Origin of the sequence: Streptomyces sp. NPDC058632 (genome assembly GCF_042717095.1) — a bacterium.
Taxonomy (GTDB): Bacteria; Actinomycetota; Actinomycetes; order Streptomycetales; family Streptomycetaceae; genus Streptomyces.
In genome coordinates, this window is sequence record NZ_JBHXQZ010000053.1 from 21,308 (window position 1) to 42,224 (window position 20,917).

22 protein-coding genes are annotated in these 20,917 nt (G+C 71.5%); 15 read left to right on the forward strand and 7 right to left on the reverse strand.

Annotated elements, in window-relative coordinates; genetic code table 11:
• Positions 1-8: 8 nt before the first annotated feature.
• The 3 genes from ACFWVE_RS20875 to ACFWVE_RS20885 all read left to right on the forward strand — a co-directional run bounded on the left by ACFWVE_RS20875 (position 9) and on the right by ACFWVE_RS20885 (position 3,360).
• A complete protein-coding gene (locus ACFWVE_RS20875) occupies positions 9-557 on the forward strand; it encodes a gamma-glutamylcyclotransferase (RefSeq protein ID WP_384016023.1) in 549 nt (182 codons plus the stop codon).
• A gap of 152 nt (positions 558-709) precedes the next feature.
• The gene (locus tag ACFWVE_RS20880; RefSeq protein ID WP_384016025.1) at positions 710-1,534 is read left to right on the forward strand and encodes a purine-nucleoside phosphorylase; all 825 of its coding nucleotides are present in this window, start codon (positions 710-712) and stop codon (positions 1,532-1,534) included.
• Between the two features lie 185 nt (positions 1,535-1,719).
• Positions 1,720-3,360, forward strand: coding sequence for a phospho-sugar mutase (locus tag ACFWVE_RS20885; protein ID WP_384016027.1), 1,641 nt, complete (start codon positions 1,720-1,722; stop codon positions 3,358-3,360).
• A gap of 79 nt (positions 3,361-3,439) precedes the next feature.
• Here ACFWVE_RS20885 and ACFWVE_RS20890 read toward each other — a convergent pair whose 3' ends face one another.
• Complete coding sequence (locus ACFWVE_RS20890; protein WP_384016029.1) at positions 3,440-4,303, reverse strand: PH domain-containing protein; 864 nt, start codon at positions 4,301-4,303, stop codon at positions 3,440-3,442.
• A 146-nt stretch (positions 4,304-4,449) separates the two neighbouring features.
• On the opposite strand from ACFWVE_RS20890, the gene deoC reads away from it, so the two are divergent.
• From deoC to ACFWVE_RS20905, 3 genes are read left to right on the forward strand one after another with little or no spacing between them, the layout of a single operon-like run.
• Positions 4,450-5,448: a deoxyribose-phosphate aldolase gene (gene deoC, locus ACFWVE_RS20895; RefSeq protein ID WP_384016031.1), complete on the forward strand. Its 999-nt coding sequence runs from the start codon at positions 4,450-4,452 to the stop codon at positions 5,446-5,448.
• A gap of 5 nt (positions 5,449-5,453) precedes the next feature.
• A complete protein-coding gene (locus tag ACFWVE_RS20900; RefSeq protein WP_384016033.1) occupies positions 5,454-7,004 on the forward strand; it encodes an aldehyde dehydrogenase family protein in 1,551 nt (516 codons plus the stop codon).
• Entirely contained in the window at positions 6,994-7,932 is a 939-nt protein-coding gene (locus ACFWVE_RS20905; RefSeq protein ID WP_384016035.1) for an aldehyde dehydrogenase family protein, read from the forward strand. The genes ACFWVE_RS20900 and ACFWVE_RS20905 overlap by 11 nt, the downstream gene beginning before the upstream one ends.
• 84 nt (positions 7,933-8,016) lie before the next feature.
• Here ACFWVE_RS20905 and ACFWVE_RS20910 read toward each other — a convergent pair whose 3' ends face one another.
• A complete protein-coding gene (locus ACFWVE_RS20910; RefSeq protein WP_384016039.1) occupies positions 8,017-8,424 on the reverse strand; it encodes a hypothetical protein in 408 nt (135 codons plus the stop codon).
• Between the two features lie 142 nt (positions 8,425-8,566).
• On the opposite strand from ACFWVE_RS20910, the gene ACFWVE_RS20915 reads away from it, so the two are divergent.
• Both ACFWVE_RS20915 and ACFWVE_RS20920 read left to right on the forward strand, forming a co-directional pair.
• Positions 8,567-9,253 (forward strand): uridine kinase, encoded by a 687-nt coding sequence (locus ACFWVE_RS20915; RefSeq protein WP_384016041.1) that lies wholly within the window; start codon positions 8,567-8,569, stop codon positions 9,251-9,253.
• A gap of 10 nt (positions 9,254-9,263) precedes the next feature.
• Positions 9,264-10,072 (forward strand): IS5 family transposase gene (locus tag ACFWVE_RS20920; protein WP_384016043.1). Its coding sequence is split into 2 segments (ribosomal slippage): positions 9,264-9,608 and positions 9,611-10,072, totalling 807 coding nucleotides; the frame shifts between segments, so codons are not numbered across the junction.
• 9 nt (positions 10,073-10,081) lie between these two features.
• On the opposite strand, the gene ACFWVE_RS20925 is transcribed toward ACFWVE_RS20920, so the two are convergent.
• Together ACFWVE_RS20925 and ACFWVE_RS20930 are read right to left on the reverse strand one after the other, a co-directional pair.
• Complete coding sequence (locus tag ACFWVE_RS20925; protein ID WP_384016045.1) at positions 10,082-10,936, reverse strand: alpha/beta hydrolase; 855 nt, start codon at positions 10,934-10,936, stop codon at positions 10,082-10,084.
• Complete coding sequence (locus ACFWVE_RS20930; protein WP_384016047.1) at positions 10,933-12,159, reverse strand: amidohydrolase family protein; 1,227 nt, start codon at positions 12,157-12,159, stop codon at positions 10,933-10,935. The genes ACFWVE_RS20925 and ACFWVE_RS20930 overlap by 4 nt, the downstream gene beginning before the upstream one ends.
• An 86-nt stretch (positions 12,160-12,245) precedes the next feature.
• Here ACFWVE_RS20930 and ACFWVE_RS20935 point away from each other — a divergent pair, with 86 nt between their 5' ends.
• A complete protein-coding gene (locus ACFWVE_RS20935) occupies positions 12,246-12,848 on the forward strand; it encodes a TetR/AcrR family transcriptional regulator (protein ID WP_384016049.1) in 603 nt (200 codons plus the stop codon).
• Positions 12,849-13,079: 231 nt separating this feature from the next.
• Here ACFWVE_RS20935 and ACFWVE_RS20940 read toward each other — a convergent pair whose 3' ends face one another.
• Positions 13,080-13,832 (reverse strand): SigE family RNA polymerase sigma factor, encoded by a 753-nt coding sequence (locus tag ACFWVE_RS20940; protein ID WP_384016051.1) that lies wholly within the window; start codon positions 13,830-13,832, stop codon positions 13,080-13,082.
• A gap of 255 nt (positions 13,833-14,087) precedes the next feature.
• Here ACFWVE_RS20940 and afsQ1 point away from each other — a divergent pair, with 255 nt between their 5' ends.
• From afsQ1 to ACFWVE_RS20965, 5 genes are all read left to right on the forward strand, one after another.
• Positions 14,088-14,765 carry a two-component system response regulator AfsQ1 gene (gene afsQ1, locus ACFWVE_RS20945; protein ID WP_384016052.1) on the forward strand — a complete coding sequence of 226 codons (678 nt, stop codon included), beginning with the start codon at positions 14,088-14,090 and terminating at the stop codon, positions 14,763-14,765.
• A complete protein-coding gene (locus tag ACFWVE_RS20950; protein ID WP_384016088.1) occupies positions 14,663-16,546 on the forward strand; it encodes an ATP-binding protein in 1,884 nt (627 codons plus the stop codon). The genes afsQ1 and ACFWVE_RS20950 overlap by 103 nt, the downstream gene beginning before the upstream one ends.
• A gap of 29 nt (positions 16,547-16,575) precedes the next feature.
• Positions 16,576-17,205, forward strand: coding sequence for a hypothetical protein (locus tag ACFWVE_RS20955; RefSeq protein WP_384016090.1), 630 nt, complete (start codon positions 16,576-16,578; stop codon positions 17,203-17,205).
• A 100-nt stretch (positions 17,206-17,305) separates the two neighbouring features.
• The gene (locus ACFWVE_RS20960) at positions 17,306-17,887 is read left to right on the forward strand and encodes a VanZ family protein (protein WP_384016054.1); all 582 of its coding nucleotides are present in this window, start codon (positions 17,306-17,308) and stop codon (positions 17,885-17,887) included.
• A gap of 149 nt (positions 17,888-18,036) precedes the next feature.
• Positions 18,037-18,240 (forward strand): PspC domain-containing protein, encoded by a 204-nt coding sequence (locus tag ACFWVE_RS20965; protein WP_384016056.1) that lies wholly within the window; start codon positions 18,037-18,039, stop codon positions 18,238-18,240.
• A gap of 121 nt (positions 18,241-18,361) precedes the next feature.
• Here the strand turns inward: ACFWVE_RS20965 and ACFWVE_RS20970 are convergent, their stop codons facing one another.
• Together ACFWVE_RS20970 and ACFWVE_RS20975 are read right to left on the reverse strand one after the other, a co-directional pair.
• On the reverse strand, positions 18,362-18,694 hold the full coding sequence (locus ACFWVE_RS20970; RefSeq protein WP_384016058.1) for an ATP-binding protein: 333 nt from the start codon (positions 18,692-18,694) through the stop codon (positions 18,362-18,364).
• Between the two features lie 140 nt (positions 18,695-18,834).
• A complete protein-coding gene (locus ACFWVE_RS20975) occupies positions 18,835-19,992 on the reverse strand; it encodes an adenosine deaminase (protein WP_384016060.1) in 1,158 nt (385 codons plus the stop codon).
• Between the two features lie 140 nt (positions 19,993-20,132).
• On the opposite strand from ACFWVE_RS20975, the gene ACFWVE_RS20980 reads away from it, so the two are divergent.
• Positions 20,133-20,894, forward strand: a complete 762-nt coding sequence (locus ACFWVE_RS20980) for an alpha/beta hydrolase (protein ID WP_384016062.1) — start codon at positions 20,133-20,135, stop codon at positions 20,892-20,894.
• Positions 20,895-20,917: the final 23 nt, after the last annotated feature.

The following is a 20,917-nucleotide window of genomic DNA, read 5'->3' on the forward strand; positions in this document are numbered from 1 at the left end:
TCTCCACCATGTCGCTCTACGCCGCTTACGCCGGCAACCTCGACGCGCGGCTGATGTCCCGCCGCGCCCCGCACTCGCCGCTGCGCGCCACCGGCTGGCTGAACGGGTGGCGGCTGACCTTCGGGGGCGGGAACCGGGGTCTGCCCTGGTCGGGCGGCCCCGACGGCGGCCTCCCCGCCGAGGACGGGACCGGGGCCGGGACCGGGGCCGGGACCGGCCTTGCGCAGGGGAGCGGAGGCGGAAGCGGGAACGGGAACGGCGCACTCGCGACCATCGTCGAGGACCACTTCGCACAGGTCTTCGTCGCGCTGTACGACATCGCCCCCATGGACGAGGAGTCCCTCGACCGCTGGGAGGGCACGGGCCTGAACATATACCGGCGCACCCGCGTCCGCGTGCACACCCTGGAGGGCGAGGAATCCGCCTGGACGTACGTCCTGGACGCCTACGAGGGCGGCCTGCCCTCGGCCCGCTACCTGGGCGAGGTCGCCGACGCGGCGGAATCCGCGGGCGCGCCCCACGACTACGTGATGGAACTGCGCAAGCGCCCCTGCTGACTCCGGCCGCGCGCCCGCTCGTACGAACCCGCTCGTACGAAGCTGCGCGCCGGAGCCGGTCGCGTTCTCGTCGGAAACGACAAGACAACGATCGCGAGCCCGTGAGCTTCGACATCTACGCGCGTAGGCGAACACCGGCTACTCTCATCCGCGTGAACGCTTCTCTTCTTCCGGACGACATCCAGGGCGACCCCCACACCGCAGCCGGCGCGGCAGCCGCGCGCCTGCGCGAGCTCACGGGCGCCGAGACCCACGACGTCGCCCTCGTGATGGGCTCCGGCTGGGCACCGGCCGTGGACGCCCTCGGCGCCCCCGACGCCGAGTTCCCGGTCACCGAGCTGCCCGGTTTCCCGCCGCCCGCGGTGGAGGGCCACGGAGGCACGGTCCGGTCCTACCGCCTCGGCACCAAGCGCGCCCTGGTCTTCCTGGGCCGCACCCACTACTACGAGGGCCGCGGCGTGGCCTCCGTCGCGCACGGCGTCCGCACCGCCGTCGCCGCCGGCGCCAAGACGGTCGTCCTGACCAACGGCTGCGGCGGTCTGCGCGAGGGCATGCGCCCCGGCCAGCCGGTCCTGATCAGCGACCACATCAACCTCACGGCCACGTCCCCCATCGTCGGCGCCAACTTCGTCGACCTCACCGACCTGTACTCGCCGCGTCTGCGGGCGCTGTGCAAGGAGGTCGACGCGAGCCTGGAGGAGGGCGTCTACGCCCAGTTCCCCGGCCCGCACTACGAGACCCCGGCGGAGATCCGCATGGCACGGGTGATCGGGGCGGACCTGGTGGGCATGTCGACGGTGCTCGAGGCCATCGCGGCGCGGGAGGCGGGCGCGGAGGTGCTCGGCATCTCCCTGGTCACCAACCTCGCCGCCGGCATGACCGGTGAACCCCTCAACCACGAGGAGGTCCTCCAGGCGGGCCGCGACTCGGCCACCCGGATGGGCACCCTCCTGACCCAGGTCCTGGGCCGCCTGTAGGGGGAACCCCTCCACGGGACCTGCAGGCCCCTTCCCGGGAACCCTCCGCAGGAGACCGGCACGGGCCCTCTTCACGGGCTCCGCGCCGGTCCCCTTCCCGGTCCCCCTCCCCGGGCCCTCTTCGCGGGCCCCCTTCACGGGGCGGGACGACGACGCAACGACCCCTTCGAGAGGCTGACCGACACGTGCACGACGACCTGACCACTCGCGCCCGCACCTGGCTCGCCGAGGACCCCGATCCCGAGACCCGTGCGGAACTCGCGGCACTCCTCGACGCCGACGACGTCACCGAACTCACCGCCCGTTTCAGCGGCACCCTCCAGTTCGGCACCGCGGGCCTCCGCGGCGAACTGGGTGCCGGCCCCCAGCGGATGAACCGCGCCGTCGTCATCCGCGCCGCCGCCGGCCTCGCCGCGTACCTGAAGCGGCACGGGCACACCGACGGCCTCGTCGTGATCGGCTACGACGCCCGCCACAAGTCGGCGGACTTCGCCCGCGACACCGCCGCCGTCATGACGGGCGCCGGCCTCCGGGCCGCCGTCCTGCCCCGGCCCCTGCCCACGCCGGTGCTCGCCTTCGCCATACGGCACCTCGGCGCGGCCGCCGGGGTCGAGGTCACCGCCAGCCACAACCCGCCCCGCGACAACGGCTACAAGGTGTACCTCGGCGACGGCTCCCAGATCGTCCCCCCGGCGGACGCGGAGATCGCCGCCGAGATCGCGGCCGTCGGGTCCCTGGACGGCGTACCCCGTCCCGACGCCGGCTGGGAGACCCTGGACGACTCCGTCCTGGACGCCTACCTCGCCCGCACGGACGCGGTCCTGGCCAAGGACTCCCCCCGGACCGCCCGCACGGTCTACACGGCGCTGCACGGCGTCGGCAAGGACGTCCTGCTCGCCGCCTTCGCGCGGGCCGGTTTCCCCGAGCCGGTCCTGGTCGCCGAGCAGGCCGAGCCCGACCCGGACTTCCCCACCGTCGCGTTCCCCAACCCGGAGGAGCCCGGCGCGATGGACCTGGCCTTCGCGACGGCCCGCGGGGCGGAGCCGGACCTGGTCATCGCCAACGACCCGGACGCCGACCGTTGCGCCGCGGCCGTCAAGGACACCGCCGCAGACGGGGGCTGGCGCATGCTGCGCGGCGACGAGGTGGGGGCGCTGCTCGCCGCCCACCTGGTCCGCCGCGGGGTGAGCGGCACGTTCGCCGAGTCGATCGTCTCGTCGGCGCTCCTCGCCCGCATCGCGGAGCAGGCGGGTCTGCCGCACGAGGAGACGCTGACCGGCTTCAAGTGGATCGCCAGGGTCGAGGGCCTGCGCTACGGCTACGAGGAGGCGCTGGGCTACTGCGTCGACCCGGACGGCGTACGCGACAAGGACGGCATCACGGCCGCCCTGCTCCTCGCCGAGCTGGCCTCCGAGCTGAAGGAGGAGGGCCGTACGCTCCCGGACCTCCTCGACGACCTCGCCGTGACCCACGGCCTGCACGCCACCGACCAGCTCTCCGCCCGCGTCGAGGACCTGTCCCTCATCGCGGACGCGATGCGCCGGCTGCGCGAGAACCCCCCGGCCGAACTGGCCGGCCTGCCGGTCACCGAGGCCGAGGACCTGACCCGGGGCACGGACACCCTGCCGCCCACCGACGGCCTGCGCTACGCCCTCCGGGGCGCCCGCGTCATCGTCCGCCCGAGCGGTACGGAGCCCAAGCTGAAGTGCTACCTGGAGGTCGTCGTCCCGGTCACCGCGCGGGGCGACCTTCCCGCGGCCCGCACCGAGGCGGCGGCCCTGCTGACCGCGATCAAGCGGGACCTGAAGGCGGCGGCCGGCATCTGAGCGACCGGCCTCGGGAACACACGCGGGAAAGGGACAGGAGGGGCTGCCGGTCCGGCAGCCCCTCCTGTCGTACCGTCCCTCAGCCGAGCCCCAGCAGGACCGCCAGCAGCACGGCGCCGGCCAGCGACGGGGCGATGATCCCGTAGGCCCACCGCACGCTCGCCTCACCCTGGGCGTGCGCCTCGCCCGTGTTCCTCTCGTGCAGCTCGCGCAGCTCGTCCATCGAGCCGTCGGTCCCCGTCCGCTCGCCCCCGCCCGGCCGGTCCGAGGCGGAGCCCACGTACCGGGGCCCGGCGTTCGCGCCTCCGCCGAGGGAGGCCTCGGGGCCCAGCACCGCGCTGTCCGAGGCCTGCGGGTACCGCCGCGCCGCCTTCTTGCGGGCCCGCAGCGACACGGGCAGGGCCCACAGCTGGTACTTGGTGCCGTCGTCGGAGAAGACCTCGTTGGTGTAGCCGGAGCGCAGCGAGGAGACCCGCCCCCAGGGCAGCACGATCGTGCGGAACGGGTTGCGGACGCGCAGCCGGTCCTCGTTGGCGTACACCGCGGGGACCAGGGTGTAGGCGGCCACCAGGGGCACGAGGAACAGCAGCGCGGCGAGCGCGAGCCACGGGGCGTCGCCCTCGCCGACGATCACGGCGTCGAGGGCGAGCCAGCAGGCGAGGCCGAGGATCAGCGCACCGCCGACGAACCCCGAGGTCGACCGGTACACCCGGTCGGCGTACTCGGGCTCCGGGCCCGCCGAGCCGTCCGCGCTTCCCGAGCCCGCCGCAGCCGGAGTCGGAGCCGGAGAGTCCGCGGGCGCGGGCTCCGAAGCCGCCGGGGACTCCGGTTCCGCCGAGGGCTCGGCGGACTCGGCGGAGTCCTTCGTCCCGTCGGCAGGCTCGGTGGACTGGGCAGGCTCGGCGGGCTCCCGGTCGGACGGCTGAGGCTCGGGGGTCGTCATGCCCCCGATTCTGCCCGACGCCCGCACCCGCACCGGCAGGCGGTGGGCGGGGGCGGGCGGAAGCCGGGCGGGGCCCCGCTCCTGTCGCCGAACGGGCCGGAGGGCTGTACAGCCGCTACGCGCGTAGATATGCTCGGCTGGTGACCATGTCCTCCACTGCACCCTCCTCCCCCAAGCCCTCGCCGGCGTCCGAGCGGGGCGGTGCCCCCGCCGCGCTGAGCGACGTCACCGCGTCCGACAGCACGCTGCGCCGCTTCCTGCACGGGCTGCCCGGCGTCGACGCGGTCGGCCTGGAGGCGCGTGCCGCCTCGCTCGGCACCCGCTCGATCAAGACGACCGCGAAGGCGTACGCCATCGACCTCGCCATCTCGATGGTCGACCTGACGACGCTGGAAGGCGCGGACACCCCGGGCAAGGTCCGGGCGCTCGGCGCGAAGGCGGTCCGCCCCGACCCCTCCGACCGTACGGCCCCCGCCACGGCCGCGGTCTGCGTCTACCCCGACATGGTGGCCACGGCCAAGGAGGCCGTCGCCGGCTCCACGGTCAAGGTCGCCTCCGTCGCCACCGCCTTCCCGGCCGGCCGTGCCCCGCTCGCCGTCAAGCTGGCCGACGTCCGGGAGGCCGTCGCCGCCGGTGCCGACGAGATCGACATGGTCATCGACCGCGGCGCGTTCCTCGCGGGGAACTACCGGAAGGTGTTCGACGAGATCACCGCCGTGAAGGAGGCCTGCGGGGCGAGCGCCCGGCTGAAGGTCATCTTCGAGACGGGTGAGCTGTCGACGTACGACAACATCCGCCGGGCGAGCTGGCTCGGCATGCTGGCCGGCGCGGACTTCATCAAGACCTCGACCGGCAAGGTGGCGGTGAACGCCACGCCCGCGAACACGCTCCTGATGCTGGAGGCGGTCCGTGACTTCCGTGCGCAGACCGGGGTCCAGGTCGGCGTGAAGCCGGCCGGCGGCATCCGCACCACGAAGGACGCGATCAAGTTCCTCGTCCTGGTCAACGAGACCGTCGGCGAGGACTGGCTGGACAACCACTGGTTCCGCTTCGGTGCCTCCTCGCTTCTGAACGACCTGCTGATGCAGCGTCAGAAGCTGGCCACCGGCCGCTACTCCGGCCCCGACTACGTGACGGTGGACTGATCACCATGACCAAGAAGACCAAGAAGACCAGGACCACGGCCGTGCAGGCCGCCGAGGCCGGCGGGACCAGCCCGGCCACCACCGGCCGGGCGGCCACCGCCCAGGCCGCCCCCGCCCGCTCGTCCGCGTTCGAGTACGCTCCGGCGCCGGAGTCCCGCGCGGTCGTCGACATCGCCCCGTCCTACGGCCTGTTCATCGACGGCGAGTTCACCGGGGCCGCCGACGGGCGGGTCTTCAAGACCGTCAGCCCCGCCACCGAGGAGGTCCTCTCCGAGGTCGCGCAGGCCGGCGAGGCGGATGTGGACCGCGCGGTGAAGGCGGCCGGGAAGGCCTTCGCGGCCTGGTCGGCGCTGCCCGGCGCCGAGCGGGCGAAGTACCTGTTCCGCATCGCCCGGATCATCCAGGAGCGCAGCCGCGAGCTGGCCGTCCTGGAGACGCTGGACAACGGCAAGCCGATCAGGGAGACCCGGGACGCCGACCTGCCCCTGGTCGCCGCGCACTTCTTCTACTACGCGGGCTGGGCCGACAAGCTCGAGCACGCCGGCTACGGGGCCGACCCGCGCCCCCTGGGCGTGGCCGGCCAGGTCATCCCGTGGAACTTCCCGCTGCTGATGCTCGCGTGGAAGATCGCCCCGGCGCTCGCGACCGGCAACACGGTCGTCCTGAAGCCGGCCGAGACCACCCCCCTCTCCGCCCTGTTCTTCGCGGACGTCTGCCGTCAGGCGGGCCTGCCCCGGGGTGTCGTCAACATCCTTCCCGGATACGGCGACGCGGGCGCCGCGCTGGTCGCCCACCCCGACGTGAACAAGGTCGCCTTCACCGGCTCCACGGCGGTCGGCAAGCAGATCGCGCGGACCGTCGCCGGCAGCCGCAAGAAGCTCACGCTCGAACTCGGCGGCAAGGGCGCCAACATCGTCTTCGACGACGCCCCGATCGACCAGGCCGTCGAGGGCATCGTGAACGGCATCTTCTTCAACCAGGGCCAGGTCTGCTGCGCGGGCTCCCGCCTGCTGGTCCAGGAGTCGATCCAGGACGAGCTGCTGGACTCCCTCAAGCGCAGGCTCTCCACGCTGCGGCTGGGCGACCCGCTGGACAAGAACACCGACATCGGCGCGATCAACTCCGAGGAACAGCTCGCGCGGATCACCTCGCTCGTCGAGCAGGGCGAGGCCGAGGGCGCCGAGCGCTGGTCCCCCGCCTGCGAACTCCCGGAGAACGGTTACTGGTTCGCGCCGACGCTGTTCACCGGCGTCACCCAGGCACACACGGTCGCGCGGGACGAGATCTTCGGCCCGGTGCTGTCGGTGCTCAGCTTCCGGACCCCGGACGAGGCCGTCGCCAAGGCCAACAACACGCCGTACGGCCTGTCCGCGGGCATCTGGACGGAGAAGGGCTCCCGCATCCTGGCCGTCGCGAACAGGCTCCGCGCGGGTGTCGTCTGGTCCAACACGTTCAACAAGTTCGATCCCACCTCGCCGTTCGGCGGCTACAAGGAGTCGGGATTCGGCCGCGAGGGCGGCCGCCACGGCCTGGAGGCGTACCTCGATGTCCGATAAGACCGACAAGAACGTGAAGGCAGGCAGGGCCGAGACGGTCGGGCAGCCGCGGCTGAGCGTCTTCAAGACCTACAAGCTGTACGTCGGCGGGAAGTTCCCGCGTTCGGAGAGCGGCCGGGTGTACGAGGTGACGGACTCACAGGGCACGTGGCTCGCCAACGCCCCGCTGTCGTCCCGCAAGGACGCCCGTGACGCGGTGGTCGCCGCCCGCAAGGCGTTCGGCGGCTGGTCGGGGGCGACGGCGTACAACCGCGGTCAGGTCCTCTACCGCGTCGCGGAGATGCTGGAGGGCCGCAGGGAGCAGTTCGTGTGGGAGGTCGCCGACGCGGAGGGCCTGTCGAAGGACCGGGCGGAGGCCCAGGTGGACGCGGCGGTGGACCGCTGGGTCTGGTACGCGGGCTGGACGGACAAGATCGCCCAGGTCTTCGGCGGCGGAAACCCGGTCGCGGGCCCGTTCTTCAACCTGTCCTCCCCCGAGCCGACCGGCGTGGTCACGGTCCTGGCGCCCCAGGAGTCGTCCTTCCTGGGCCTGGTCTCGGTTCTCGCCCCGGTGATCGCGACCGGCAACACCGCGGTCGTCATCGCCTCGGAGAAGGCCCCGCTCCCGGCGCTCTCGCTCGGCGAGGTCCTGGCCACCTCCGACGTGCCCGGCGGCGTGGTCAACATCCTGTCCGGCCGTACGGCGGAGATCGCCGCGCCACTGGCCGCGCACCAGGACGTCAACGCGATCGACCTCGCGGGCGCCGACGAGGCGCTCGCGAAGGAACTGGAGATCGCCGCGGCCGACAACCTCAAGCGCGTCCTGCGTCCACAGCCTGTGGACGACTGGTCGGCGACGCCCGGAACCGACCGCATGACGGCGTTCCTGGAGACCAAGACGGTCTGGCACCCGACGGGCTCCCTGGGCGCCTCGGGCTCCGCCTACTGACCGAGGAGCCACCGCGGGCCGGAGAGCCGCGTCCCTTCCGGGAGGGGGCGCGGCTCTCCGCACGCCCGGCGGACGGGCCGGGGATCAGGCGCCCAGCAGACCCGTCGCCCGCCCGGCGGCCGGAAGGGCGTCGACCGACTCCGCCTGGGCCACCGGGCCGGTCAGGTCCCGGGAGGACACCGGCCTGAAGTCGGCGACCTGGGTGCCGACGCCGTTGTCGAGCGGGTCGACGCCCGTACCGGCCAGCGGGTTGGGCTTCAGGCCGGAGACCGGACCCGCGACATGGCCGACCGTGCCGGCCAGGGGCTGCGCACCGGCCTGCGGGTCGACGGCGCCGAGCGACGCGGGACGCGTGGTGCGCGGGCCCTGGGCCGCCTCCGAGTCCGCCGCTGCCGCCGTCGCCGCGCCCGCTCCCAGGGCGACTCCCGCGGCCGCCAGGGCGGTCAGGGCGCGCCGGGCGGCCGGCTTCTTGGGTGCTGCGTGTCGGGCCATCACTGCTGCCACCTCTTGCCTCCACCGGCCACTCCCGCTGAGTGACCGGACCGACGCGCAGCGTAGTGGACGTGTGGTGCGCGCCTCAAAGCGGACCCGCACGGTCGTGCAACGCCCGCTCGATGCGCCAGACTGGTGTCCCGTGAGTTCCCAGTCGCCCTTCTCCGCGCGTGTCGTGCTGCTCTGCGGCCCCTCCGGCTCCGGCAAGTCCCTCCTCTCGGCCCGCTCCGGCCTGCCGGTGCTGCGCCTCGACGACTTCTACAGGGAGGGCGACGACCCGTCGCTGCCCCTCGTGACGGGCAGTTCCGACATCGACTGGGACCACCCCGGCTCCTGGGACGCGGACGCCGCCGTCGCCGCGATCGACCGGCTGTGCCGTACGGGCCGTACGGATGTGCCCGTCTACGACATCGGCCTGAGCGCCCGTACGGGTGCGTCGCACGTGGACTTCGGCGCGGCCCCGCTGTTCATCGCGGAGGGCATCTTCGCCGCGGAGATCGTCACGCGCTGCGGCGAACTGGGCCTCCTGGCCGACGCGTTGTGCCTGAGCCGGGGTCCGGTGAAGACCTTCCGCCGTCGGTTCCTGCGGGACCTCAGGGAGGGCCGCAAGTCCGTGCCGTTCCTGCTGCGCCGCGGCTGGCGGCTGATGCGGCTGGAGCGGTCGATCGTCGGCCGCCAGACCGCGCTCGGCGCCCACGCCTGCGACCGCGACGAGGCACTGGCCCGCCTCGCGGCCGCGCGGGGCGGCAGCGGACGGGCCGGGGCCGGTACGAGTGCGGCGCGCACGCCCGCACAGTCCGCTTGGACGTCATCTCATTTGGATCGCTAGCTGTCCGGTCGTGGTTCCGATCGTGCAGCGGCTGGTGCCGGATGAGTTGCGGGAACTGTTCCAGCGGGTGGTGCCCGAGGCGCCTTCGCGACCACAGGGCGGTGATCGGCGTCGGCATGGCGATCGGGAGGTGCTGGCCGCGATCGTGTTCGTAGCGACTTCCGGATGCACGTGGCAGCAGCTTCCCGCCGCGTCGTTCGGACCTTCCGGTGCGCCGGCTCACCGCCGGTTCGCCGAGTGGTCGAAAGCCAGGGTGTGGGCCAAGCTCCACCGCCTGGTCCTCGACGAACTCGGCTCCCGCGGCGACCTGGACTGGTCGAGGTGCGCGATCGACTCGGTGAACATGCGGGCCCGGAGAAGGGGGACCTGACAGGCCCGAATCCTGTGGACCGGGACAAGCACGGGTCGAGGATCCTTCTGATCACCGAGCGGACCGGTCTGCCCGTCTCCGTCGGGATATCCGGCGCCAACGTTCACGACAGCCAGGCCCTGATCCCGCTGGTGAAGGGCATGCCTTCGATTCGATCCCGCCGAGGACCTCCCCGCCGCAAGCCCGGCAAGCTCCACGCCGACAAGGGCTACGACTACCGCCACCTGCGGCAATGGCTCTCCGGCCGAGGCATCCGACACCGTATCGCCCGCAAAGGCATCGAGACCTCACAGCGCCTCGGCCGACATCGCTGGACCATCGAACGCACCATGGCCTGGCTCGCGGGATGCCGCCGACTCCACCGCCGCTACGAACGCATGGCCGAACACTTCCTCGCCTTCACCAGCATCGCCCGCGCTCTCATCTGCTACCGCAGATTCGCCACATGAGATGGCCGCTTACCGGGCACGGCAGGTCCTGAGGTAGCTGAGGAACGATGCCTGCAGCCCAGTCACGTGCGTTTCGTGCATGAGTGCGCTGGTGACGGATCCGCTGCGTGAGGTGAGGCGGTGAAGGAACGTGGCCGCGTTCTTCGCGAGATTCTGGTAGACCGCCACGTCTCCGAGGATCTCTCGGTCGTTGAAGGTCACGTGAAGCTTGGTGGCAGGCAGGGTGTCACCCATTGCTTGAAGACGAGCGAAGACCTGACTGTCCGCATTGACAATGCCGGGGCTGCCCGCGCCGATGCTCTCGAAGAAGGTGCTATTGGTGAGCCAGGCGTAGAGACTGAAGAGTCCGCCGTAGGAATAGCCGAAGAGGCCGTGACCGCTCGGGGCTGTGCCGTAGTCGCGTTCGATCCGCGGGTGCAGGTCGTCGGTGAGGAAGTTCAGGAACATATCCCCGCGACTGTCGCTCAATTCAGCGAGGTAGGCGTCGGCTTGCTCGCGAGTCATCGTGCCCGCTTCGACCCCCATCTCCACCGCATCGATGTACTCCTTCGCGATGGGTTCGCCGGGGGGCACGAGGTCGCGGTTGCGCAACCGCTCCCAGTGCTCTGCTTCCTCGCCTGCGTAACCCACGCTGACTTGGACGTAGGGCTGAATCGACTGCATGGGGTCCAGTTGCGTGACGATGAGTGGGGCGGTCATGCCCACGGCCCAGTTGCCGTCGAGCACGTACACGACAGGCGCTTGCGCCGCGGCAGGGTCGTAGCGCGGTGGCGTGGTGACCCAGACGCCGTAGTCGTGCCCACCGCTGGAGCGCATCTCGAAGTAGTCGGTGTGGGCGAGGCAGCCCTGCCACATGGTGCTCATCTGAGGTCCTTTACGATTTGGCCAGCCTGGATTACGAGGACGGCGTTGGTGGGGTCGGAGAACAGTTCTGGGTCTTCGAGCGGGTTGCCGTTCCAAAGAACGAGGTCTGCCTGCGCGCCGGGAGTGATGACACCCACCTGGCCGGACAGGCCGAGGATCTCGGCGTTGGTCTGGGTCGCCGCCACGAGCGCTTCCATCGGCGTCTCGGGGGCTGCGCGCAGGCTGAGTTCTCTGCCGCGACGGTCCTGGGCCGGACCGATGAGATCGGAACCCAGCCCGATCCGTACTCCTGCGTGCTTGGCGACAGCGAGCGCCTTCGTCATCTGCTCGCGTGCGCCCTTGGCTCGGTCGCGGGTCGACTCGGCGAGACCGGCTCCGGCGGTGTCGTGCAGCAGTTGCTCGACGACAGCGAACGTGGGCACGAGGGCAACCTCGCGAGCGGCCATCAGGGTCGCTGTGGATTCGTCGAGGCTGGTGCCGTGCTCGACACAGCGCACCCCGGCCTCGACCGCGTTTCGTATGCCCTCGTTGTTGTGGGCGTGAACTGTCACATAGGTGTTCCGTGCCGCAGCTTCTTGAACTGCAACAGCGATCTCTTCGACGGTGAACTGGGTGTCGGTCAGTCGATCATGTGCGCCCACCACTCCGCCGGTCACGCAGAGCTTCAGGAAGGAGGCTCCGCGACGGAAGGCTTCGCGGACGTTGTGTCGCAGCTCGTCCGCGTTGCCCGCCATCGTGGAGAGGGCGCACAGGCCCGCGATGTGGTGGCTGCTCCACAGCTCGGTGGGTTCCCATTCGGCTCCGTAGTAGCCGTGCCCGCCGATCTGGCACTGAACAGGTCCGCACGACAGGACGCGCGGCCCTCTGACCTTGCCCTTCTCGATCGCGGTGACGACACCGCCGTCGATCCCGCCGGTGTCGCGAACGGTGGTGAAGCCGGCGTCGAGCGTCGCGCCGGCCGTGGCGAAGATGTCCGCCGCGATCTCGGCGGCGCTTATCCGAAACGAGAAGTGCGGCTGGATCGGGCTCGACAGGCCCAGGTGGACGTGAGCGTCGATCAGGCCGGGCGTCATCGTCAATCCCTCGGCATCGAGACGCTCACCGGGCGCGCCGGAGGCACCGAGTCGGGTGATGCGGCCGTTCTCGACAGTGATGTCGAGGTTGCTGGGATCGCGCCCCGATCCGTCGATGACCGCCGCGCCGACTACACGAGCAGGTCCCATGGTCGATCCTCCGCCGTTGCGAGCTGACTGCGACCATGTGCGAAGCAACACGGAACCGCCAATCCTTCTTTTCCAATGGATAAACTGTGGGAGTGATCCTGTCAACCTCGGAACGCAAGGGCAGCGCGCGCGAGCGACTCCTGGCACGGCTTCTCGACGCCTTCGGCGAGGCCCTTCCCCCGCCGGAGATGTCGCTCCGTGAGATCGCCGCCCGGATCGAGACCAGCCACGCCCTGTTGCGATACCACTTCGGGTCACTCTCGGGCGTCTTGGCCGCCATGCTCAAGGCGCAGCGGTCCCGTGACAACGAGGCACTCTTGGAGGCCGCCCAGCAGGGCACCTTCGACGATTTCGTTGTGGCGATCTGGCGTACTTACACCCGGCCAGAGCAGCTGTCGCGTGCCCGCGGCTTCTTCTACGTCGTCGGACTGGCCGCGTACGGCCCCGAGGACTTCCGTGAGTTCGTAGAGTCGATCGGCGACCTGACCGTGACGCTGTCCTCACTCGCGGAACGCGAAGGGCTCGACACGAAGGAAGCGCGGGATGTGGCCACCGTCACCATTGCCGCGATTCGCGGCCTCCTCTTGCAGGAAGTCCTGACTCCCGGAACCCGCTCGGAGGACGAGGTCACCTTGATCCTGCGCATGGGAGAGGGCCGATCCGTTCCACCATCACGTCCGGAGCGTTAAGACCGTGTCCTACGTGGTGACGCGGACCTCCGCACGCACAGAAGCGGGACCGGAAGGCCCCCCGGCCCTCCAGTCCCGCTTCCTTGTGGCTCCCCCGCTCCGCGGTGACGTCCCCCGACGTCCCCGCGTCCCCCGTTACCTGCTCCCCCCGGTTTCCCTCGGTCCCCCTGAGATCCCCCGATCCCCTCGGTTCCCCGTTTTCCCCGTGCCCCCGTGCTTCCCCCCGTACCTTCAGGCGACCAGTTCGCCGAAGGCGTCCTCCTCGTCACGGCCGAAGCTCAGGACCTCGTCGTCGCGCAGCCGGCGGAGCGACCGCCAGATGCTCGACTTCACCGTGCCGACACTGATGCCGAGGATGTCCGCGATCTCCGGGTCCGTGCGGCCCTCGTAGTAGCGCAGGACCAGCATGGTGCGCTGGAGCTCCGGCAGCCGCGCCAGCGCCTGCCAGAGGACCGCGCGCAGCTCGGTGCCGCGCATCGCGTCCGTGTCGCCCACCGTCTCCGGCAGTTCCTCGGTCGGGTACTCGTTCAGCTTGCGGCGGCGCCACGCGCTGATGTGCAGGTTGGTCATGGTGCGGCGGAGGTATCCGCCGACCGCGGCCTTGTCACTGATCCGGTCCCACGCCCGGTAGGTCGAGAACAGCGCGCTCTGCAGCAGGTCCTCGGCCTCGAAGCGGTCGCCGGTCAGGTGGTAGGCGGTCGCGTACAGGGAGGCGCGTCGCTCCTGGACGTAGGTGGTGAACTCCACCTCCGACAGGGAACGGCGCTCCCCCGTCCCCTCCCCGTACCCGCTTCCCCCGTGCGTTTCCCCCGTGTTCCCCGTGCCCCCCGTGGGCGCGTCGATCACCGTCATGAAGCCGGTGTGACGCCCGATGCCGCGACCGCACCCCCGTTTGGTCGCGGCACCGGTCTTCTCGCCACCCCGGTGCACGTCGTGCAGACGCGTGACAACCGCGCTGTTGCTGATGCCGTGCAGCGTGTTCATCTCGCGCCCCCCGTCGTGGACTTCCGGTGTGTTCGCCTTGCTGTCCTGCTGATGACGAAAAGCTTGCCCGGGTGACTTCATCGCCGTGTCCGCCGACTGTCACAGACCTGTCACAGGGGCCGGCCGCGGCCCGGAGCCGTCGTCGCACACACCTTCCGCACAGGTGTCGGTGCACGTAGCCGCCTTTATGCGGTCCCAACGGGCATCTGCCCCCACGGGTCGAACCGGGAGCCCTCCATGGGCCAGAATGAGCCTGTGCCTTCCCTGTTGCTGATCGAGGACGACGACGCCATCCGCACGGCCCTGGAGCTCTCACTGACGCGCCAGGGTCATCGCGTGGCGACCGCTGCCAGTGGTGAGGACGGTCTGAAACTGCTGCGCGAACAGCGGCCGGATCTGATCGTGCTGGACGTGAACCTGCCCGGCATCGACGGATTCGAGGTGTGCCGGCGCATCCGGCGCACCGACCAGTTGCCGATCATCCTGCTGACCGCGCGCAACGACGACATCGACGTCGTGGTCGGTCTGGAGTCCGGTGCCGACGACTACGTGGTCAAACCCGTGCAGGGCAGGGTGCTGGACGCCCGGATCCGGGCGGTGCTGCGCCGCGGCGAACGGGAGTCCACCGACTCGGCGAGCTTCGGCAGCCTGGTCATCGACCGCTCGGCGATGACCGTGACGAAGAACGGTGAGGACCTCCAGCTGACGCCGACCGAGCTGCGTCTGCTGCTCGAACTGAGCCGTCGTCCGGGCCAGGCGCTGTCCCGCCAGCAGCTGCTGCGGCTGGTGTGGGAACACGACTACCTGGGCGACTCGCGCCTCGTGGACGCCTGCGTCCAGCGGCTGCGCGCCAAGATCGAGGACGTACCGTCGTCCCCGACGCTGATCCGTACGGTGCGGGGTGTCGGCTACCGGCTGGATCCGCCTCAGTGACACACGAGCAACAAGGGCACCAAGAGCACCAGGAACACCACGGCGGGCCCCGCGGCTGGTCCGCCGCGCGCAGGGGCGTCTGGTCACGGCTGCGGTTCACCAGCCTGCGGCTGCGGCTCGTCGTCGTGTTCGGGCTGGTCGCGCTCACCGCCGCGGTGTCCGCGTCGGGCATCGCGTACTGGCTCAACCGCGAGGCGGTGCTCACCCGCGCCCAGGACGCGGTCCTGGGCGACTTCGAGCAGGAGATGCAGAACCGGGCGGGTGCGCTGCCCGGGCATCCGACGCAGGACGAACTGCAGCACACGGCGGGCCAGATGGCCAACAGCAGCCAGCGGTTCTCGGTACTGCTGATCGCCGAGAACCCCCAGGGCCGCACCGTGTACGGCAGTTCGGGCGGTCTGAGCGGCTTCTCGGTGCAGGACGTGCCGGTCTCGCTGCGCGAGGCGGTGAACGAGCGGCAGAAGGTCACCTCGACCAACAAGTACGCGTACCACCTGTACTGGCAGCGGATCACCGAAGGCGGCACCCCCTATCTGGTGGCGGGCACCCGGACGATCGGCGGCGGGCCGACCGGTTACATGCTCAAGTCGCTGGAGCCGGAGGCCAAGGACCTCAACTCGCTCGCCTGGTCGCTGGGGATCGCCACCGGGCTCGCGCTGATCGGCTCCGCGCTGCTGGCGCAGGCCCTGGCGACGACCGTGCTGAAGCCGGTGCAGCGGCTCGGGGTGGCCGCCCGGCGGCTCGGCGAGGGCAGGCTGGACACCCGGCTGCGGGTGTCGGGCACGGACGAGCTGGCCGACCTGTCGCGGACGTTCAACAAGGCGGCCGAGGCGCTGGAGAAACGGGTGGCCGACATGGCCGCCCGGGACGACGCGTCCCGGCGGTTCGTCGCGGACATGAGCCACGAGCTGCGCACCCCGCTGACCGCGATCACGGCGGTGACGGAAGTCCTCGAGGAGGAGCTGGAGTTCGAGGGCGGCGGAATCGACCCGATGATCGAGCCCGCCGTACGGCTCGTGGTCAGTGAGACGCGGCGGCTCAACGACCTGGTCGAGAACCTGATGGAGGTCACCCGCTTCGACGCGGGCACCGCCCGCCTCGTCCTCGACGACGTCGACATCGCCGACCAGATCACCGCCTGCATCGACGCCCGTGCCTGGCTGGACGCGGTCGAACTGGACGCGGAGCGCGGCATCCACGCCCGGATCGACCCGCGCCGGCTGGACGTGATCCTCGCCAACCTCATCGGCAACGCCCTCAAGCACGGCGGCTCGCCGGTACGGGTGTCGGTGCGGGAGGAGCGCGCGGACGGGAGCGGAAGCGGAGGTGACCGCTCGGGCGGCACCGATGTCGCGGGGGCAGGCGGCGCAGACGCTGTCGACGGCACGGGAACGGCCGACGAGGCGGATTCCGGGACCGGCACCGAGGACGGAGGCACGATGGTCATCGAGGTGCGGGACCAGGGGCCGGGCATTCCCGAGGACGTCCTGCCGCATGTCTTCGACCGCTTCTACAAGGCCAGCGCCTCCCGGCCGCGTTCCGAGGGCAGCGGGCTCGGTCTGTCCATCGCGATGGAGAACGCCCATGCCCACGGCGGCGAGATCACCGCGGCCAACGCCCCCGGGGGCGGCGCGGTGTTCACGCTGCGGCTGCCGCGCGACGTCTCCGCGCTGACGGAGCAGGACGCCGGGGACGCGCGGGCGAGCACGGGCGGCGCCTCCGGGAAGGCCTGCGGCGGCAGGGGCGGCACCCGGCGTGAGAGCGCCGAGGGGGACGCGTGATGACCGTACGTCCGATGAACGTGAGCCCGATGAACGTGAACCCGGTGCGCGTACGCCGCCTCCCCGGGCTGCTCGCCGTCACCGCGCTCGGTGTGCTGCTCGCCGGGTGCGGGATCCGGGCCACCGAGGTGCCGACCGACTTCGGTCCGGCGCCCTCCCGGGTGCGCTGTTCGCAGGCCGAGGCGGGCGGGTCCTCATCGCCCGCGCAGGGCCTGCCGGCGCAGGTGTTCCTGCTCTGCGGCTCGTCCCTGGTGGCCGTCGACCGGACGGTACGGGTGCCCGAGGGTGCGGCGGACTCCGGGCAGTGGCGCGCCCAAGTGGCGCAGGGGCTGCTGGACCAGCTCTCCGCGCCGCCGGCACCCGGCGAGAAGGAGGCCGGGTACACCACGAACGTACGGGGCGGGATGACCGTGAGCGGTCCGCGGCCCGGCGATCCGGGGGACACACTGCGTCTGAGCACCCCGCCGGGAAGCCTGACGTCCTACGCGCTCGCGCAGATCGTCTGCACGTTCTCCGACTCGGCGGCGGCCGAGGGCGACGGCTCGGTGATCCTGGGCGGCCGGGACGACGAGCGGCCGCGCCGCTACCGGTGCACCGACGAGGTCCGGGCCCGTCCCGGCGGCACGGAACCCCCGTCCACGGCGGCCACCGACGGGTGACGCCGGACGCGGACGGTGCACCGCGCTGTGGCGCACGCCTCACCCGACTGACGGGGGCCTGCGCGGAACCGATCCTGCCGGGGGCCGCGTCTAGGGGTTCGTGCAGCGTCAAGGCCCCGTCGGCGGCACCGCCGCGTTCCGTATCCGTGTGACAGGAGGTCTCCTCCTGGCCGGGTATCTCGTGTTCGTCGCCTGGTGCACGCTGCGCCCTCTGCAGGTCCCCTGGGTGACGCCCGCCAACCTGCGCCCCTTCGACGGCATCCGGGCGGATTTCGCGCTGGGCTGGGCGGCGGGGGTCCGCCGGGTCGCCGAGGGACTGGCGCTGTTCGCGCCGCTCGGTGTGCTGCTGCCGATGACGGGGGGCAGGCTGACCGTCTCACCGGTGGGTTCACTGATCCGCACCATGACCGCTGCGGCACTGCTGTCGCTGGGCATCGAGATGCTGCAGACCGGGGTGCCGGGCCGGGTCGTGGACGTCGACGCGCTGATGCTGAACACCCTGGGCGCGGCTCTCGCGCATGCCGCCCTGGTGCCGGCGGGACGTGCCCGGCTGCGCCGCCGGGACCTGCGCCGGGCCGGGGCGAGGGACCGCCGGGAGGAGTCGGCTCAGGGTCGGACCCCGACGATTACCAGGGTCGGGATCGCCCCGTGGAGTGATGCTTTGCCCCCTTCGTCTCCGTAACGTGGAGGGCATGGAAGGAGCCCCGCGGAAGCCGGCCGGAGCCGCTCCGGACTCGGGACCGGGCCCAGGCCCGGTGTCGGACCCGGAGCCGTTTTCGGGCCCCCGGCGCCCGCGGGCCACTCGGCAGCACGACCACGAAGGAGTTCACGATGTCCCGCCTCGCCCGCCCCACCGACAACCGCGTGATCGGCGGCGTGTGCGCCGCGCTGGCCCGCCGCTTCGGCACCTCCGCGACCACGATGCGGGTCGTTTTCGTGGCCTCGTGCCTGCTCCCCGGCCCGCAGTTCCTGCTCTACATAGCGCTGTGGATCCTGTTCCCGTCCCAGGACAAGGTCAAGACGAGCGCCTGGTGAGGACCGCGTCCTCCGCGCCGCCCTCCCCGTGAGCACGCCGATGGGGCGCCCCGGGTCCGGGGCGCCCCATCGGTCACGGGTCCGCCGGGGACAGGCCCTGTGCGGGGTGTTCCTGTGGACGTCAGCCGACGGGGAAGCCGTTGACGGAGCCCTGCAGCGGCAGGCCGCCGAGCAGACCGGCGACCGGCTGCGTCGGGCCGTCGGCGAGCCGCTGCTCGACGACCGGCTGCGCGGCCGTCGTGCCCGTGCCGGCCACCTGCCGGCCGGCCTCCACCGCCTGCTCCGTACTGGGCAGCGCGGAGAGGTTCTCGGCCGGGAGGGCCTGGGTGGCGGTGTCCAGCACGGGAAGGGCGTCCGGGACGGCCGGGGCCGCGGTGGCGGCACCCGCACCGGCGGCGGCGAAGGCGGCACCGAGCGCGGCGACACCGAGGGTCTTGGCGGCAGACTGCTTCATGAAGATGTGTCCTCGACATGGGATACGGGGATGTGAGCGGTCCGGCGACCGTAATCAGACGGGACCACCGGCCGCAAACAGCGGAATGCGGACGAATGGTGGACGCCGCCCGCATGCCCGCTGCCCGAAAATTCTCCCGATCACTCTTCCGAGGCGACAGAACCGCTGGTGGAGGCAGTCTGGCGGAACAGCCATTCGGATTTCAGCTCGGCATAACCGGGCTTGATGACGTCATTGATCATGGCGAGTCGTTCGTCGAAAGGAATGAATGCCGATTTCATCGCATTGACGGAGAACCACTGCATGTCGTCGAGCGTGTAACCGAACGCGTCGACCAGGTGCTCGAATTCCTGGCTCATGCTCGTGTGCGACATGAGCCTGTTGTCGGTGTTCACCGTGACACGGAAATGCAGCCGGCGCAGCAGGCCGATGGGGTGCTCGGCGTACGAGGCCGCCGCCCCGGTCTGCAGGTTGGAGCTGGGGCACAGCTCCAGCGGGATGCGCTTGTCCCGGACGTAGGAGGCGAGCCGGCCGAGCTCGACCGTGCCGTCGTCGTGCGCCTGGATGTCGTCGATGATGCGCACCCCGTGCCCGAGCCGGTCGGCGCCGCACCACTGGAGGGCCTGCCAGATGGACGGGAGCCCGAAGGCCTCGCCGGCGTGGATCGTGAAGTGGTTGTTCTCGCGCTTGAGGTACTCGAAGGCGTCGAGGTGCCGGGTGGGAGGGTAACCGGCCTCGGCTCCCGCGATGTCGAAGCCGACGACGCCCAGGTCCCGGTGGCGGTTGGCGAGTTCGGCGATCTCCAGGGCGCGGGCCGCGTGCCGCATGGCGGTGAGCAGCGCGCCGACACGGATGCGCCGGCCGTCCCGCCCGGCCCGCCGTTCCCCTTGCCGGAACCCCTCGTCGACCGCTTCGACGACCTCTTCGAGGGTCAGCCCGCCCTCGAGGTGCTGCTCGGGCGCGTAGCGCACCTCGGCGTAGACGACACCGTCCTCGGCCAGGTCCTCGACGCACTCGGCGGCCACCCGCACCAGGGCGTCCCGGGTCTGCATGACGCCGACGGTGTGCGAGAACGTCTCCAGGTACCGCTCCAGGGAACCGGAGTCGGCGGCTTCCCGGAACCAGAGGCCGAGCTTGCCCGGGTCGGTCTCGGGGAGTCGGGTGCAGCCGCCCTCGCGGGCCAGGTCGACGACGGTGCCGGGGCGCAGGCCGCCGTCGAGGTGGTCGTGCAGCAGAACCTTGGGCGCCCGGCGGATCTGGTCCGCGGCCGGGGTGTTCGCGGCGCTCTGGCTCGTCATCTCGACACTCTAACGCCTACGCGCGTAGATCGCCTGTCGTCGCCTACGCGCGCAGATCACCCGGCGTGCGCATATGCCGATACCCAACGGTGACCGCACGGCAGGGTCCCGTACACCGTTGCTTCTGACACTGTTTTGTCATGGCACAGCAAGCGACACCGGTGCGCGGGGCACGGCTGGGGAGGGCGCTCGGCCCGGAGCCCAGGGCGGCGAGCGGCGTGGTGCTGCTGCTGCCCGGCGGTGATCCGGTCTCCAGCCGCAGACCGTCCCCCCTGGTGGCGGCCGCCTCCGTACGCGCGCTGGGACGCCGTCTCAGCCGCGCGGGGCGGGCCGAGCAGCTCGCCGTTCATGCCGTCCACTACCGCTACCGGGGCTGGAACGGCAGTGAGGCGCATCTCGCGCGGGACGCCACCTGGGCCGTCGACGAGGCCGTGCGGCGCTACGGGGACGTTCCCGTGTGCCTGGCCGGCCCCGGCATGGGCGGCAGGGCGGCCCTGCGCGCGGGCGGCCACGAGGCCGTCGGCTCCGTGCTGGCGCTGGCCCCCTGGCTGCCCGAGGAGGATGTGGCCGCACCGCCCGAACCGGTGAAACAACTGGCCGGCCGGCAGGTACTGATCGTGCACGGCACGCACGACGCCCGGACCGACCCCGAACTGTCCTTCCGGCTGGCGGCGCGGGCGAAGAAGGCGAACCGGAACGTGTGCCGCTTCGAAGTGCACGCAGACGGGCACGGGTTGCGCCAGTACCGGGACGAAGTACTGGCGCTGTGCGAGGACTTCGTGATGGGGACGCTGTTCGGGCGGGCGCTGTCGCGTCCGGTGCGGGACGCGCTGGCGGCGCCTCCGCCGCTGGGGCTGCGGATGCCGCTGGCCTCGGGGTTCGGTACGTCGTTACGGCGGTAGGCGACCGCGGCCGTACGCGCCGG

Bases quoted from the DNA above. Each gene is read 5' to 3' on its own strand.
- ACFWVE_RS20875 (WP_384016023.1), top strand. From the start codon at position 9: ATGTCGCTCTACGCCGCTTACGCCGGCAACCTCGACGCGCGGCTGATG.
- ACFWVE_RS20890 (WP_384016029.1), bottom strand. From the start codon at position 4,303: ATGACGACCCCCGAGCCTCAGCCGTCCGACCGGGAGCCCGCCGAGCCT.
- deoC (WP_384016031.1), top strand. From the start codon at position 4,450: ATGTCCTCCACTGCACCCTCCTCCCCCAAGCCCTCGCCGGCGTCCGAG.
- ACFWVE_RS20900 (WP_384016033.1), top strand. From the start codon at position 5,454: ATGACCAAGAAGACCAAGAAGACCAGGACCACGGCCGTGCAGGCCGCC.
- ACFWVE_RS20905 (WP_384016035.1), top strand. From the start codon at position 6,994: ATGTCCGATAAGACCGACAAGAACGTGAAGGCAGGCAGGGCCGAGACG.
- ACFWVE_RS20910 (WP_384016039.1), bottom strand. From the start codon at position 8,424: ATGGCCCGACACGCAGCACCCAAGAAGCCGGCCGCCCGGCGCGCCCTG.
- ACFWVE_RS20925 (WP_384016045.1), bottom strand. From the start codon at position 10,936: ATGAGCACCATGTGGCAGGGCTGCCTCGCCCACACCGACTACTTCGAG.
- ACFWVE_RS20930 (WP_384016047.1), bottom strand. From the start codon at position 12,159: ATGGGACCTGCTCGTGTAGTCGGCGCGGCGGTCATCGACGGATCGGGG.
- ACFWVE_RS20940 (WP_384016051.1), bottom strand. From the start codon at position 13,832: ATGAACACGCTGCACGGCATCAGCAACAGCGCGGTTGTCACGCGTCTG.
- ACFWVE_RS20955 (WP_384016090.1), top strand. From the start codon at position 16,576: ATGAACGTGAACCCGGTGCGCGTACGCCGCCTCCCCGGGCTGCTCGCC.
- ACFWVE_RS20965 (WP_384016056.1), top strand. From the start codon at position 18,037: ATGTCCCGCCTCGCCCGCCCCACCGACAACCGCGTGATCGGCGGCGTG.
- ACFWVE_RS20970 (WP_384016058.1), bottom strand. From the start codon at position 18,694: ATGAAGCAGTCTGCCGCCAAGACCCTCGGTGTCGCCGCGCTCGGTGCC.
- ACFWVE_RS20975 (WP_384016060.1), bottom strand. From the start codon at position 19,992: ATGACGAGCCAGAGCGCCGCGAACACCCCGGCCGCGGACCAGATCCGC.
- ACFWVE_RS20980 (WP_384016062.1), top strand. From the start codon at position 20,133: ATGGCACAGCAAGCGACACCGGTGCGCGGGGCACGGCTGGGGAGGGCG.